12 protein-coding genes and 1 riboswitch are annotated in these 14,783 nt (G+C 60.3%); of the genes, 9 read left to right on the top strand and 3 right to left on the bottom strand.

The annotated features are described in order from the left end of the window. Positions 1–39: 39 nt before the first annotated feature. Positions 40–384: a HesB/IscA family protein gene (locus BJ985_RS04620; RefSeq protein WP_005324455.1), complete on the bottom strand. Its 345-nt coding sequence runs from the start codon at positions 382–384 to the stop codon at positions 40–42. A 141-nt stretch (positions 385–525) separates the two neighbouring features. Between BJ985_RS04620 and BJ985_RS04625 the strand changes: the two genes are divergently transcribed. Continuing rightward, positions 526–1,218, top strand: coding sequence for a DUF3043 domain-containing protein (locus tag BJ985_RS04625; protein WP_179386735.1), 693 nt, complete (start codon positions 526–528; stop codon positions 1,216–1,218). Positions 1,219–1,230: 12 nt separating this feature from the next. Next, positions 1,231–2,025 carry a nicotinate-nucleotide--dimethylbenzimidazole phosphoribosyltransferase gene (locus BJ985_RS04630; protein ID WP_179386736.1) on the top strand — a complete coding sequence of 265 codons (795 nt, stop codon included), beginning with the start codon at positions 1,231–1,233 and terminating at the stop codon, positions 2,023–2,025. A gap of 8 nt (positions 2,026–2,033) precedes the next feature. On the opposite strand, the gene BJ985_RS04635 is transcribed toward BJ985_RS04630, so the two are convergent. After that, the gene (locus tag BJ985_RS04635) at positions 2,034–3,131 is read right to left on the bottom strand and encodes a branched-chain amino acid aminotransferase (protein ID WP_218840687.1); all 1,098 of its coding nucleotides are present in this window, start codon (positions 3,129–3,131) and stop codon (positions 2,034–2,036) included. 103 nt (positions 3,132–3,234) lie between these two features. On the opposite strand from BJ985_RS04635, the gene BJ985_RS04640 reads away from it, so the two are divergent. The 3 genes from BJ985_RS04640 (at position 3,235) to thiC (ending at position 7,504) form a co-directional block, all read left to right on the top strand. After that, positions 3,235–4,722: a leucyl aminopeptidase gene (locus BJ985_RS04640; RefSeq protein WP_179386738.1), complete on the top strand. Its 1,488-nt coding sequence runs from the start codon at positions 3,235–3,237 to the stop codon at positions 4,720–4,722. 38 nt (positions 4,723–4,760) lie between these two features. Next, a complete protein-coding gene (locus tag BJ985_RS04645) occupies positions 4,761–5,297 on the top strand; it encodes an isochorismatase family protein (RefSeq protein ID WP_179386739.1) in 537 nt (178 codons plus the stop codon). 316 nt (positions 5,298–5,613) lie between these two features. After that, positions 5,614–5,724, top strand: a riboswitch (TPP riboswitch). Then, positions 5,723–7,504 (top strand): phosphomethylpyrimidine synthase ThiC, encoded by a 1,782-nt coding sequence (gene thiC / locus BJ985_RS04650; protein WP_179386740.1) that lies wholly within the window; start codon positions 5,723–5,725, stop codon positions 7,502–7,504. (Overlaps the previous riboswitch by 2 nt.) On the opposite strand, the gene BJ985_RS04655 is transcribed toward thiC, so the two are convergent. Beyond that, complete coding sequence (locus tag BJ985_RS04655) at positions 7,496–7,906, bottom strand: oxidoreductase (RefSeq protein ID WP_179386741.1); 411 nt, start codon at positions 7,904–7,906, stop codon at positions 7,496–7,498. The two genes, thiC and BJ985_RS04655, sit on opposite strands and share 9 nt — an antisense overlap. Positions 7,907–8,031: 125 nt before the next feature. Here BJ985_RS04655 and sucB point away from each other — a divergent pair, with 125 nt between their 5' ends. The 4 genes from sucB to gcvH all read left to right on the top strand — a co-directional run bounded on the left by sucB (position 8,032) and on the right by gcvH (position 14,758). Then, the gene (gene sucB, locus BJ985_RS04660; RefSeq protein WP_179386742.1) at positions 8,032–10,077 is read left to right on the top strand and encodes a 2-oxoglutarate dehydrogenase, E2 component, dihydrolipoamide succinyltransferase; all 2,046 of its coding nucleotides are present in this window, start codon (positions 8,032–8,034) and stop codon (positions 10,075–10,077) included. Positions 10,078–10,370: 293 nt separating this feature from the next. Next, positions 10,371–13,214 carry an aminomethyl-transferring glycine dehydrogenase gene (gene gcvP, locus BJ985_RS04665; protein ID WP_179386743.1) on the top strand — a complete coding sequence of 948 codons (2,844 nt, stop codon included), beginning with the start codon at positions 10,371–10,373 and terminating at the stop codon, positions 13,212–13,214. 2 nt (positions 13,215–13,216) lie between these two features. After that, positions 13,217–14,329, top strand: a complete 1,113-nt coding sequence (gcvT, locus tag BJ985_RS04670; RefSeq protein ID WP_179386744.1) for a glycine cleavage system aminomethyltransferase GcvT — start codon at positions 13,217–13,219, stop codon at positions 14,327–14,329. 36 nt (positions 14,330–14,365) lie between these two features. Beyond that, positions 14,366–14,758, top strand: coding sequence for a glycine cleavage system protein GcvH (gene gcvH / locus BJ985_RS04675; RefSeq protein ID WP_179386745.1), 393 nt, complete (start codon positions 14,366–14,368; stop codon positions 14,756–14,758). The last annotated feature ends 25 nt before the right edge of the window (positions 14,759–14,783 follow it).

Genomic DNA, 14,783 nt, shown 5'->3' on the forward strand with positions numbered 1-14,783 from the left:
GGTGCCAGTGGCACCCACCCTCTTTGTATTTCCTTCTCTTTAGTTGAAGGAATCGCCACAAGCGCAAGAGCCGGTGGCATTCGGGTTATCAATGGTGAAACCCTGGGACTCAATGGTGTCAGCGAAGTCAATCTTGGCACCGGTCAGGTAGGGAACGGACATCTTGTCCACAACGAGGTTTACGCCGCCTACCTGGTCAACCTTGTCACCATCCAAGGTGCGGTCATCAAAGTAGAGCTGGTAGCGCAGGCCAGCGCAGCCACCAGGCTGTACGGCAATGCGCAGGGAGAGATCGTCGCGGCCCTCCTGATCAAGCAGCGCCTTTGCCTTTGCGGCTGCTGCTTCGGTCAGAATGACGCCGGTTGCGGAAGCTGGAGCGGTCATCACTTCTCCTCAATAAGTATTGGATTCGTTGCCACTACCCTACCCGGTTAGTTCAGGTGGGAAAAGGTAGCCCATACCTTCAACACCATCTGCGCCGGGCCTATTCCCCTATTCACACCTAAACCTTGTAGTGTGAGGAGCGTGAAACTCCCGTGGCAAAAAGATGACAAGACCTCCACTGAGCCTGCTCCTGTACAGGACAAAGCTCAGGCAGAAGTTCAGGAAGTGCCCCAGCGCAAGGGCTATACCCCACCGAAGGGTCGTCCTACGCCAAAGCGCTCAGAGCAAGAGATTGCGCGCGGCGTAAAGCGCGATCCCCATGGCATGTCCGATGCACAGCGTTACCAGCATCGCAAGGACATGAAGAAGTCCATGAGCAAGGACGAGTGGAAGGAATATAAGAAGAAGGAGCGCCAAGAGCGCCAGCAGGCCAACCGCGAGCAGCAGGCCCGCATGGCAGAAGGCGATCCGCGCTTCCTGCCCGCGCGCGACCAGGGTGAAGTGCGCGCCTATGTACGCGATTGGGTGGATGCCCGCCGCAGCCTGAGCAACTGGGTCATGCCGATGGCCCTGGTGCTCATCGTGGTCATGTTCTTGACCTACGCGGTACCCAGCATTGCGACGATCATCAATGCGGTAGCGATGGTTATCCTCGTTATCTTCGCCATCGAGGGCGTCATTTTGGCCCGCCGCTGCAATAATGCCGTGCGCGCCAAGTTCCCTGGCACCACCGAAGCCGGCTTTAGCCTTGGTTTTTATGCGTATTCTCGCGCCAGCCAGCCGCGCAAGTGGCGCATCCCGCGCCCTCGCGTGGAGCTCGGCGCTGACGTTTAGGGAGGGCTACTCATGGCCATTGCGCAGCCCGATAAGCAGGCACATACCGCACAGGACGCACGGCTCGCCCCTTGGGGGCGCCTGACCGACGCCGCTCAATGGCTGGCTGCTTGCCAAGGCGCGGCGCCTGCCCATGAGCCGCGGCGCGTGCGGGCCGTAATTTTCGCGGAACAGGAGACTCCCCTTCCGGCCGCTGAGACCGCTGCGCGTCGCGCCGAGGCCGGGCTGAATGTAGTCACCGTGACGGATTATTCCCAGGCCTACAGCCTTGGAGCCGCTACGGCAGATGCGGAAATTGATGCCGGGGCTGACCTCCTCATCCCCGGCGGCGAAGAGCTCGCCCGAGTACCGGCCGTAGTAATGGCAACTATGACGCAGACGGAGCCGGTAGTGGTCGTCGGCAAGCAGCGCAGCGTGGAAGACTGGAAGCGCGAGGTTTGCGCTATCCGGGACGCTATGTTCCGCGCCCGCAACCTCGAAGGCATGGAGCTGGTTGAATCGTGCCAGTCTGCGGTTCTAGCAGCCACGGTGGGGTTCATTGCCCGAGCCGCGGAACGCCGTACGCCCCTGCTTGTCGACGCCCCCTTGACCGCCACCGCCGCGCTCCTTGCTGAGCGCGATAACCCTGGCGTGAAAGACTGGCTCTTCGCCACCACGCTGTCCACTGCCCCTGCGCATAAGTTGGCGCTGGAAAAGCTAGGGCTCCACCCCCTGATGGAACTGGGAATGGAGCCACAACCTGCGCTCGGCGCGCTCGCGGCGCTGCCGATGCTGCTCACCGGAGTGGAGATCGCCGCGGAGGCCTAAGCAGGGGACTACTTCACTAGGGTATGGAGCCAACCGTGGGTATCCTCCACTGCGCCGCGCTGGATTCCGGTGAGGCGCTCGCGCAGGGCCATGGTGATCTCACCCGCTTCGTTGCCATTGACCTGGAAGTCGGCAGAGTCTCCCATCACGTGGCCCACCGGAGTGATAACTGCGGCAGTGCCACAGGCAAAGGCCTCTGACATAGCGCCGGATTCGGCATCGCGCTGCCACTCTTCGGTAGTGATGCGGCGCTCGGTAACCGTGTAGCCCAAATCCTGCGCTACCTGCAATAGGGATTCGCGGGTAATGCCGGGCAGCAAGGAACCCGATAGTTCTGGTGTAACAATCTCCGCGCTATCACCAGAGCCATACACAAACATCAGGTTCATTCCGCCCATCTCCTCGATGTAACGGCGCTCAATGGCGTCCAACCAGACCACTTGGTCACAGCCCTTTTCATCCGCCTGGGCCTGCGCCAAGAGCGAGCCTGCGTAGTTGCCCGCAAACTTGGCCGCGCCGGTGCCACCGGGTGCTGCGCGCACGTAGTCAGTGGACAGCCACACCGAAACTGGTTTAATCCCGCCGCTGAAATAGGAGCCCGCTGGGGAGGCAATGAGCACATAGCGGTAGGAATTGGCGGGGTGAACACCCAAGGAGACCTCGGTGGAAATCATAAACGGGCGCAGGTACAGCGCTGCTTCCCCGCCGGCTTCTGGTACCCAGTCCTGATCCACCTCCACCAATTGGCGCAGGGACTCAATGAAATCTTCCTGCGGAAGCTCGGGCATAGCCAGGCGCTCAGCAGAATTGATAAAGCGCTGCGCATTGTGGTCCGGCCGGAAGGTAGCGATAGAACCATCCGGCTGACGGTAGGCCTTGATGCCCTCAAAGATTGCCTGCCCATAATGGAAAACGTTGCTGGCAGGTTCCATGGTCATCGGTCCGTACGGGCGCACCTGAGCATCGTGCCAGCCCTTTTCTTCGGTCCAGTCAATGGTGACCATGTGGTCCGTAAAGTGCTTGCCAAAGCCGGGGTTGGCGAGGATCTCTCTCAATTCTTCCGCGGACGTGGGGTTATCGGTACGAGTAATCGTGTAATCAAGCATGCCCACAATCTACCCCTTTATCTATAGCGAGGCAGGAATAAGTTCATCGCCGCGCGGTACAGTGGAGGGAAGATTGATAAGCCTTTCCATAAAGGAGGACACAATGGCACAGACCGATCTACCCGCACGCGGCCACTTTCCCCAGGTAAAGCTGGGAAAGAAGGTTCCTAAGAAAGCAGAAGCACTGCTGATCGCTGCATTCGAGGGCGAAGGCGGCCTCGAACTGCCAGGCACCGATCTACTTGGGGGCGCAGCGCTGCGCTCCACTTATGAAGCACTAGTGGCCGTAGGGGCCTCTGGCAAGGCCGGTGAGGTCACGCGCGTGCCGGCTCCGGCTAAGACCGGCGTGGCCTCCATTATCGCCGTTGGCTTGGGCGATGCGGAAGAGGTAGACGATGAGACGCTGCGCCGCGCTGCCGGGCAGGCCGCGCGTTCCATCACCAAGGTGGGGGCCGTAGCCACCTCGCTAGGCGATTTTGGTATCACCCCAGTGGTAGAAGGCCTCATCCTCGGCGGCTATAAGTACTCTGGCCTGCGCTCTGAATCGGCCGCGGAAACCACCACCTACACCGTGGTGGCGGAGAAGTCCGCACAAGAGGAATTCGACGGCGCCAAGATTACCGCCGAGTCCGTCCTCATCGCCCGCGACCTCGTCAATACCCCTTCCAACCTGCTCTACCCAGAAACCTACGCCGCGTTCCTGTCTGCCCAAGCGGCAGAAGCCGGCCTTGAGGTGGAGGTGTTGGATGAAAAGGCACTGGAAAAGCAGGGCTTTGGCGGCATCATGGCCGTCGGCCGTGGGTCCGCACGTCCGCCGCGCTTGGTCCGCTTGAGCTGGAAGCCGAAGAAGGCCAAGCGCCACGTCGCCCTAGTAGGCAAGGGAATCACTTTCGATACCGGCGGTATTTCCCTCAAGCCGGGCGCCAAGATGTGGGACATGATTTCTGACATGGGCGGTTCCGCTGCAATGGCCGCGGCCATCATCGCTGCGGCAAAGCTGAATCTGAAGGTGGGCATCACCGCTACCCTGCCGCTGGCAGAAAACATGCCGGGCAGCGATGCCACCCGCCCGGGTGACGTCATCACCCACTACGGCGGCATTACCTCCGAGGTTCTCAACACTGATGCGGAGGGCCGCCTCGTGCTTGCCGACGCCATTGCGCGCGCCAGCGAGGACAAGCCCGATTACCTCATCGAAACCGCGACCTTGACCGGTGCCCAGATGGTCGCCCTGGGTGAGCGCACCGCCGGCGTGATGGGCTCGGAAGAATTCCGCGATCGCATGGCCGAGATTGGCCGCGAGGTGGGCGAAAAGGCATGGGCCATGCCTTTGCTAGAGGAACACGAGGAATCCGTGAAGTCCGCCAGCGCCGATATCCGAAATATCAACGCCAAGCGTGAGGGCGGCATGGAATACGCCGGCACCTACCTCCAGCACTTCGTGGGCGAGGGAATCGAATGGGCTCATATCGACGTGGCAGGCCCTTCCTTCAACACCACGGGCGCTTATGGATACACCCCGAAGATGGGCACCGGCGTACCCACCCGCACGGTAATTGCCGCCCTGCGCGAGATTGCTGAATCAAAGTAGCACCACAACAGGCTTAGTGCGTTTAGAATCCTAGAGGCATGAAGCCTGCTTTAATCATCGTTGACGTACAACATGACTTCTGCCCCGGCGGCGCCTTAGGCACTGAGCGGGGCAATGAGGTTGCTGCAAAAATCGCCTCCCTGCAACAGGACTACGAAACCGTCGTAGCCACGCAGGATTGGCATATCGATCCGGGTTCTCACTTTTCAAAGGACCCGGATTTTGTCGATTCTTGGCCGGTGCACTGCGTAGCCGAGTCCCACGGGGCGGCCATGCATGAGGCCATCGGGCCGGCGCAAGCCTACTTCCGCAAGGGAGAATACACCGCCGCCTATTCCGGATTCGAAGGCGCTGCGAACGGCACCTTGCTCGCCGACTGGTTGCGCGAGCATCAGATAGACGCCGTGGACATCGTGGGCATTGCCACCGATCACTGCGTGCGTGCCACGGCTGCCGACGCCCTTAAAGAAGGCTTTACCGTCCGCGTACTGCGTGAATATTGCTCCCCAGTGGACGAAGCCCGCGGCGAAGCCGCGTTGCAAGAGTTGGCCGCTGCCGGCGCCACCATCTGCTAAACACAGGAAAACGCCTACGGCCCTCGAACCGAATCTGGTCCGAGGGCCGCTGGCGTCTCTCTACAAGGTGTTTCCATGTATCGGCTAAAGTAGCCGCCCTCTGGAAACGGGAGGGGTTCTCTCTATCTCTCTCGCATGCGCTCTCTCAAACGCATGAATTAAGTATGGAATGCCGATATTGGATCCGGGTGTCAAGTACCTGAAAGTTTCCTGTTGAATTGTGCCACCAAGGCTCCTACTACCTCACCTCGGCAAATGCGTCTCCACCAAATTGGCGAAAGCTCTGCGCTACGCGAGACGATTGTTATAGGGTGATCTGCGTCCCCACGGGTGCCCGAGCACGGGCTGAGAGTGCGCTAAAGCTGCGCATAGACCGTTCGAACCTGTTTGGTTAATACCTACGAAGGAAGAGAGGAGCGCTTGCCATGACGGCTGCCCCAGAAAACCACCCTAAGCATTCCTATTCCCCCATTCACCACGACGGTCTAGAAGTTCCAGAGACCGAAATCCAACTGGATGATTCCCCACAAGGCCCCAATGAGCCCTTCCGCGTCTACCGCACGCGTGGGCCAGAATGCGCACCTGAAGTGGGGCTACCGACCCTGCGCAGCGAGTGGATTAGCGAGCGCGGAGATACCAAAGAGTACGCCGGTCGCGGCCGCGAGCTGGCTGACGATGGACGTGCCGCACAGCGCCGCGGGGCGTCTTCCCAAGAGTGGAAAGGCTCTAAGCGCCCGCCGCTTAAGGCTCAGCCTGGGCGCCGCGTAACTCAAATGCACTACGCTCGCCAAGGAATCATCACCCGCGAAATGGAATTCGTAGCACTGCGTGAGCACTGCGATCCGGAATTCGTTCGCGCTGAGGTAGCTCGCGGCCGCGCCATTATCCCTAATAATGTCAACCACCCCGAGTCTGAGCCCATGATCATTGGGCGAAAATTTCTCACCAAAATCAACGCCAATATTGGAAACTCCGCGGTTACCTCCTCCATCGAGGAAGAAGTGTCCAAACTGCGCTGGGCTACCCAGTGGGGCGCGGACACCGTAATGGATCTTTCCACTGGTGACGATATCCACACCACCCGCGAGTGGATTCTGCGCAATTCCCCAGTTCCCATTGGCACCGTGCCTATTTACCAAGCATTGGAAAAAGTCAATGGCGTGGCAGAGGATCTGACCTGGGAAATATTCCGCGATACCGTCATCGAGCAATGCGAACAGGGTGTGGACTATATGACCATTCACGCCGGTGTGCTCTTGGCGTATGTACCGCTAGCAAGCAATCGCGTGACCGGCATTGTCAGCCGCGGTGGCTCCATCATGGCGGGATGGTGCCTTGCTCACCACAAAGAGTCATTTCTGTACGAGCACTTCGATGAGCTGTGCGAGATTTTCGCTCAATACGATGTTGCATTTTCGCTTGGCGACGGCCTGCGCCCCGGCAGCCTTGCCGATGCCAACGACGCCGCCCAATTTGCAGAGCTAAAGACTATCGGCGAGCTTACCCGCCGCGCCTGGGAGTATGACGTCCAAGTCATGGTGGAAGGCCCCGGACACGTGCCGCTCAACATGATTCAAGAAAACAACGAACTCGAACAGGACTGGGCTTCAGATGCCCCCTTCTATACCCTCGGCCCTCTAGTTACCGATATCGCCCCTGGCTATGATCACATCACTTCTGCCATCGGTGCCGCCCATATCGCAATGGGTGGTACAGCCATGTTGTGCTATGTCACGCCGAAGGAGCACTTGGGACTGCCCAACCGCGATGATGTAAAAACTGGCGTCATTACTTATAAGATTGCGGCGCATTCAGCGGACGTTGCCAAGGGACATCCAGGCGCCCGCGCTTGGGACGATGCCATGAGCAAGGCCCGCTTTGAATTTCGCTGGAATGACCAATTTGCGCTCTCCCTCGACCCAGAGACCGCGCAGGCCTATCACGATGAAACGTTGCCTGCTGAGCCAGCAAAGACCGCACACTTTTGTTCCATGTGTGGGCCGAAGTTCTGCTCCATGCGCATTAGCCAAGACATCCGCGAGATGTTCGGCGGGCAAATGGCCGAGCTGGGCATGCCGACGCTGGGCGACCAGGTCCGCGCGGCAGCCCACGGCTCAGCACCAGAGGAAGGTATGCAGGAAAAATCCGCCGAATTCCGCCGCAACGGGTCTCAAATTTATTTACGCGAGGATGCTGACCTAGCTTAGCTCTCGCCCTGTATCGGGATTTTCGCCGCGCTCAAATCGGGCGCGGCGTTGCCTTTGCTCTTCCCTTTTGCGCAAGATGCGCTGCCTTTCCATGCGATCGCGCATGCGCTGCGGATAGCCGGTTTCTTCTACATCATAAATATCGCAGCTCAATAGTTTGGCCACCGCATCTATGCCTTTCGGCCCGCCAATACGGCGCCGGATAAAATCGCCGTTTTCATCCACAACGACAACGGACATCTCATTGACTACCGTTTCCGGCTCCACAAAGGCTTCTATAAAAGCCTTTCCGGCGGCCCATTGTTGCAGATCCTGCGCGTCTTCCGGGCGGACGGTCTCCCCCGGTCCGCGGGGTGGTCGCAGCGACGATCTGGACTTATTGCGGCGGAAAGGGTTGAACATAATTGCCTAGCTTACCCGGAAGGAGGGTAGTTACTAACCCCACATCTGCACGAGGGTGAGCATCACGCTGTAAGATTGTCGGGTAGCGATAGAACACTTCCAACTTTCGAGGAGTCTTATAACTCATGGCGAACTCCGTTGAGATGCCCGAGCTGGGCGAATCCGTAACCGAAGGCACCATCACGCAGTGGCTCAAGTCCGTCGGCGATACCGTCGAGGTAGACGAACCACTGCTCGAGGTCTCCACAGATAAGGTCGATACCGAAATCCCCTCCCCCGTAGCCGGCACCATTATTGAAATTAAGGCTGACGAGGATGACACCATCGAGGTTGGCGAGGTCATCGCCATCATCGGTGACGAGGATGAGGCAGGCTCCGCATCCAACGACTCCTCCGCTGATAAGGGCGAGGAAAAAGCAGAAGAAAAGAAGGAAGAGCCGAAGGCTGACTCCTCCAACGGCGGCTCCGGCGACGCAGCCGACGTGGAAATGCCAGAACTCGGCGAATCCGTCACCGAAGGCACCATCACCCAGTGGCTGAAGTCCGTTGGCGACACCGTCGAGGTAGACGAACCACTGCTCGAGGTCTCCACCGACAAGGTCGACACCGAAATTCCTTCCCCAGTAGCAGGCACCCTGGTAGAAATCCTCGCCGACGAGGACGACACCATCGAGGTCGGCGAAGTCATCGCCCGCATCGGCGACGAAAACGCCACCGCATCCTCCTCCGAGGCCAAGCCAGAGCCACAGGAAGAAAAGAAGGAAGAGCCAAAGGCCGAAGAAAAGGAAGAGCCGAAGGCTGACTCCTCCAACGGCGGCTCCGGCGACGCAGCCGACGTGGAAATGCCAGAACTCGGCGAGTCCGTCACCGAGGGCACCATCACCCAGTGGCTCAAGTCCGTCGGCGACACCGTCGAGGTAGACGAACCACTGCTCGAGGTCTCCACCGACAAGGTCGACACCGAAATTCCTTCCCCAGTAGCAGGCACCCTGGTAGAAATCCTCGCCGACGAGGACGACACCATCGAGGTCGGCGAAGTCATCGCCCGCATCGGCGACGAAAACGCCACCGCATCCTCCTCCGAGGCCAAGCCAAAGCCACAGGAAGAAAAGAAGGAAGAGCCAAAGGCCGAAGAAAAGGAAGAGAAGAAGCCAGAACCGAAGGCTGAGGAGAAGAAGGAGTCCAAGCAGGATTCCTCCCTGAACACCTCTGCCAAGGTCAATAACGGCGACAACGTTCCTTATGTCACCCCGCTGGTACGCAAGCTGGCTGAAAAGCACGGCGTAGACCTCAACACCGTTGAGGGCACCGGCGTAGGCGGCCGCATCCGCAAGCAGGACGTGCTCGCCGCTGCTGGCGAGGGCGATGCACCTGCCAAGTCTGGCGCACAGTCCGATAACTCCCCACGCGCTCGTTGGTCCACCAAGTCCGTGGATCCGGCCAAGCAGGAGCTCATCGGCACCACCCAGAAGGTCAACCGCATCCGCGAAATCACCGCCGCCAAGATGGTCGAGGCGCTGCAGATTTCCGCGCAGCTGACCCACGTCCAGGAAGTCGACATGACTGCCATCTGGGATATGCGCAAGAAGAACAAGCAGGCGTTCATCGACAAGCACGGTGCCAACCTGTCCTTCCTGCCATTCATCGTGAAGGCTACCGCCGAGGCTCTGGTCTCCCACCCGAACGTCAATGCGTCCTACAACCCAGAGACCAAGGAGATGACCTACCACTCGGACGTCAACATCGCTATCGCCGTTGACACCCCGAAGGGCCTGCTCACCCCGGTCATCCACAAGGCACAGGACATGACCCTGCCGCAGATCGCTCAGCAGATTGCAGAGCTGGCCGATAAGGCCCGCAATAACAAGCTGAAGCCGAACGATCTCACCGGTGCTACCTTCACCGTGACCAACATCGGCTCCGAGGGCGCCATGCTCGATACCCCGATCTTGGTTCCGCCACAGGCCGGCATCCTGGGCACCGCGGCTATTGAAAAGCGCCCGGTCGTTGTCAACGAGAATGGCCAGGACGCCATCGCCATCCGCCAGATGTGCTACCTGCCATTCACCTACGATCACCAGGTAGTGGACGGTGCGGACGCAGGCCGCTTCATCACCACCATCAAGGACCGCCTGCAGACCGCAGACTTCCAGGCAGACCTCGAAGTCTAAAGGTTCTATCGCCGCTTAAAGCCTCTTAGCCCCACTGCGGGGCTAAGAGGCTTTAGCTATATCTGGGGTGCCAAGTGGGGGTGACGGATCCGAAAACGCCGGACTAATCCATCCCTTTTTATTCGAGGTGTTGAGGGAGCCTCGCCCCTAAGCCCATGGTGAGCGCACTGGGCGCAGTTCTATACAGTGACGCGCTGCATAAAAGTTTCCAAAGGGGGATCGGTTCACCGATTGTTAAACATATAATTGGGGCGGTTACAGCCACTGTCCCCCTATTAAGGAGTCTCACTGACATGGAATTCATCTCCCGCCACCTAGGGCCGGATTCTGCGGAGCAGGCCACCATGCTTGCGAAGGTAGGCTACGACAGCGTGGACGCGCTGGTCGATGCCGCCATTCCCTCAAAGATCCGCGCCGCAGAACTGCCTCAGCTTCCTGAGGCACTCTCGGAAGATGAAGCGCAGGCTACATTGCGGGAGTACGCCAACCAGAACACCGTGCTGAAGTCCTTCTACGGACAAGGCTTTTCTGACACCCTCACCCCCGCGGTCATCCGTCGCGGTTTATTGGAAGATGCGGGATGGTACACCGCCTATACCCCGTATCAGCCAGAGATCTCCCAGGGTCGTCTTGAAGCGCTATTGAACTTCCAGACCATGATTGAGTCCCTGTCCGGACTGCCCATCGCGAATGCTTCTTTGCTGGACGAGGCCTCCGCCACCGCGGAAGCCGTGGGGCTTATGTCCCGCGCGGTCAAGAAGGGTCGCCGCGTGGTGTTGGATTCTCGCCTGCACCCGCAGGTGCTTACCGTCGCCGCGGAGCGCGCCCGCGCAATTGACCTTGAGGTAGAAATCGTGGACCTGCGCGAAGGCCTCGTGGGCGAGGATCTCATCGGCGCAGTAATCGCCTACACCGGTACCGAGGGCGATATCTTTGACCCCTCCACCATCATCGAGGAGCTGCACACCCGCGGCGCTCTGGCTACCGTGGCCACCGACCCGCTTTCGCTGCTCCTGCTGGAGGCACCTGGCTCGCTGGGCGCCGATATTGTGCTCGGTTCTTCCCAGCGCTTTGGCGTTCCGCTCTTCTTCGGCGGCCCGCACGCTGCGTACATGGCGGTCACGGAAAAGCTCAAGCGCCAGATGCCTGGCCGCATCGTAGGCGTGTCCAAGGACGCGGATGGTCGCCCCGCTTACCGCCTAGCGCTGCAGACCCGCGAGCAGCACATTCGCCGTGAACGCGCTACCTCCAATATCTGTACTGCGCAGGCACTACTGGCTAATGTCGCCTCCATGTACGCCGTCTACCACGGCCCGCAAGGCCTCAAGGCCATTGCCCAGCGCGTCCACGCGCTCGCTTCCTCCTTTGCACAGTCCGTTAAGGATGCTGGAAAGCAACTCGTGTCCGAGGACTTCTTCGATACCGTTACCGTCGCCGGCGTAGACGCCGCCACCATCAAGGTTGACCTCCAGAAGGAGGGCTACCTCGTGCGCGTCATTGGCGAGGACAAGGTATCGGTGTCCTTTGGTGAGTCGGCAACCAAGGAGGACGTCGCTAAGCTCGCCCAGGCCTTCGGCGCCGAAACTGCTGAGGCCGACTTTGCCCTGCCGGAGAACCTGCAGCGCGGCGAGGAGCCGCTCCAGCACGAGATCTTCAATCGCATTCACTCCGAGACCCAGATGCTGCGCTACCTGCGCAAGCTGGCCGATAAGGACTTGGCGCTCGACCGCACCATGATTCCGCTGGGCTCCTGCACGATGAAGCTCAACCCCACCGCCGCCATGGAACCCATCTCCTGGCCGGAGTTTGCAGGCATCCACCCCTACGCACCAGAAGAAACGACCGCCGGTTGGCGCGCATTGGTAGAAGAGATTGAGGGCTGGCTGGCCGAGGTCACCGGCTACGCCAAGGTCTCCATCCAGCCCAATGCCGGCTCCCAGGGCGAGCTGGCCGGCCTCTTGGCCATCCGCCGCTACCACGTAGCCAATGGCGATAACGAGCGCGATGTAGTGCTCATCCCAGCTTCCGCGCACGGTACCAATGCGGCTTCGGCAACGCTGGCTAACCTGCGCGTTGTTGTGGTCAAGACCGCCGAGGACGGCTCTATTGACCTGGCAGATTTGGATGAGAAGATTGCCAAGCACGGCAACCACATCGCCGGCATCATGGTGACCTACCCCTCCACCCACGGCGTCTTTGACCCAGAAGTCCGCGACGTATGCGATAAGGTCCACGCGGTGGGCGGCCAGGTCTACATCGACGGCGCGAATATGAACGCGCTGACCGGCTGGGCCCGCCCAGGCCAGTTCGGCGGCGATGTTTCCCACCTCAACCTGCACAAGACCTTTACCATTCCGCATGGCGGTGGCGGCCCGGGCGTGGGTCCGGTTGCAGTGGCCGAGCACCTTATCCCCTTCTTGCCCACCAACGCCGCGGATCCGCAGCTGGATGCCACCACCGCTACCCCGGTTGGTCAGGGCGTGCCGATTACCAATACCAAGTATGGCTCGGCGGGTGTGCTGCCGATTTCCTGGGCGTACCTTGCTATGACCGGTGCACAGGGACTGGCCCAGGCCTCCGCCCACGCGATTTTGGGCGCGAACTACCTGGCCAAGTCCTTGGAAGATTCCTTCCCTGTGCTCTACACCGGCAACGCTGGCTTGGTTGCGCACGAATGCATCCTGGATCTGCGCGCGCTTACCGACGCCTCCGGGGTCACCGCCGCCGACGTAGCCAAGCGCCTCGTGGACTTTGGTTTCCATGCCCCCACCCTCGCCTTCCCGGTGGCCGGCACCCTCATGGTCGAGCCCACCGAGTCCGAAGACTTGGGCGAGCTGGATCGCTTCATTGAGGCCATGCGCACCATTCGCGCCGAGATCCAAGAGATCATCGACGGCGAGGTTTCCTACGAAGGCTCCGTTATCCACCACGCACCATTTACCGCAGAGTCCATCGGCTCCGATACGTGGGAGTACGCCTTCAGTCGCGAAAAGGCCGCGTGGCCCGTGAAGTCCCTGCGCCACAGCTACAAGTACTTCCCGCCGGTGCGCCGCATCGACGAGGCCTACGGCGACCGAAACCTGGTCTGCAGCTGCCCACCACCAGAAGCTTTCGACATCGACGATTCTGAGGAGTAACCATGACCGAACTACTCACCTCCCCGCTCCATGCTGAGCACGACAAGCTCGGCGCCACTTTCACGGCCTTCGGCCCGTGGAACATGCCCTTGAAGTACCAAAACGAGCTGGATGAGCACCGCGCGGTGCGCAGCACCGCTGGCCTCTTTGACCTATCCCACATGGGCGAAATTTGGGTCAACGGCGCCGACGCCGGCAAGTTCTTGTCCTATGCCTTCATCTCCAACTTCGAACCCCTCAAGGTGGGCAAGGCCAAGTACTCCATGATTACCGCTGAAGACGGCGGCATCATCGATGACCTGATTACCTACCGCTTTGAAGAGGACAAATTCCTCGTCGTCCCGAATGCCGGCAACGCCGATACCGTATGGGACGAGCTCAACAAGCGCGCCGAGGGCTTCGATGTTTCCCTGAAGAACGAGTCCCGTGACGTCGCCATGATCGCCGTCCAGGGCCCTAAGGCCGCAGAAATCCTCGTCCCGCTGGTAGAAGACAATAAGCAGGACGAGGTGTATAACCTCGGCTACTACGCTGCCACCATGGGCAAGGTAGCGCGCACCTTTGCCATTATCGCGCGCACCGGCTACACCGGTGAGGATGGCTTCGAGCTCATCGTGTATAACTCCGATGCCCCACAGCTGTGGGAAGAACTGCTCAAGGCCGGCGCGGAATACGACCTTAAGCCGTGTGGCCTTGCCGCCCGCGATTCCCTGCGCCTCGAGGCCGGCATGCCGCTCTACGGCAACGAGCTCTCTCGCGATATCACCCCGGTAGAGGCGGGCATGGCGCGTGCTTTTGCCAAGAAGGAGGCCGATTTCGTCGGCGCCGAGGTCATCCGCCAGCGCGCCGCCGAAGGCCCGCAGGTAGCTATCACGGGTCTTACCTCCACGCAGCGCCGCGCCGCGCGCGCCGGAGCCGAAGTATTCATGGGAGACAAGAAGGTCGGAACCGTCACCTCCGGCCAGCCTTCCCCCACCCTGGGGCACCCAGTGGCTATCGCTCTGCTGGAAACCAGCGCCGAACTCGAGCCCGGCGCCGAAGTCGAAGTAGAGATTCGCGGCAAGCGCTATCCTTTTGAAGTAACCGCGTTGCCGTTCTACAAGCGCGACAAGTAAACATCTTTTCCACCGGCCCGAAAGGACTACACCACCATGGCTACCCTTCCACAAGATTTCTCCTACTCCGAAGACCACGAGTGGGTCAACGCCACCGCTGACGCCGTCGCAGGCGCTACCGTGCGCATCGGCATTACCTCCGTCGCTGCCGATCGCCTGGGCGAGGTTGTCTTTGCCGAGCTTCCGGAGGTGGGCGACACCGTCACCGCCGGCGAGTCCTGCGGTGAGGTCGAGTCCACCAAGTCCGTCTCTGACCTCTACTCCCCTGTCACCGGCACCGTCAAGGCCGTTAACGAGGCCGTGTACGATGACTACGCGGTCATCAACAACGACCCGTTTGGTGAGGGCTGGCTCTTCGAGGTCGAGGTAGATGAGGCCGGCGAGCTCATGGATGCCGCCGCCTACGCATCCGCCAACGGCCTAGACTAATTCGGCCCCACGCGGGAGGGTGTGC

Source organism: Corynebacterium tuberculostearicum (genome assembly GCF_013408445.1).
GTDB classification, from domain to species: Bacteria; Actinomycetota; Actinomycetes; order Mycobacteriales; family Mycobacteriaceae; genus Corynebacterium; species Corynebacterium tuberculostearicum.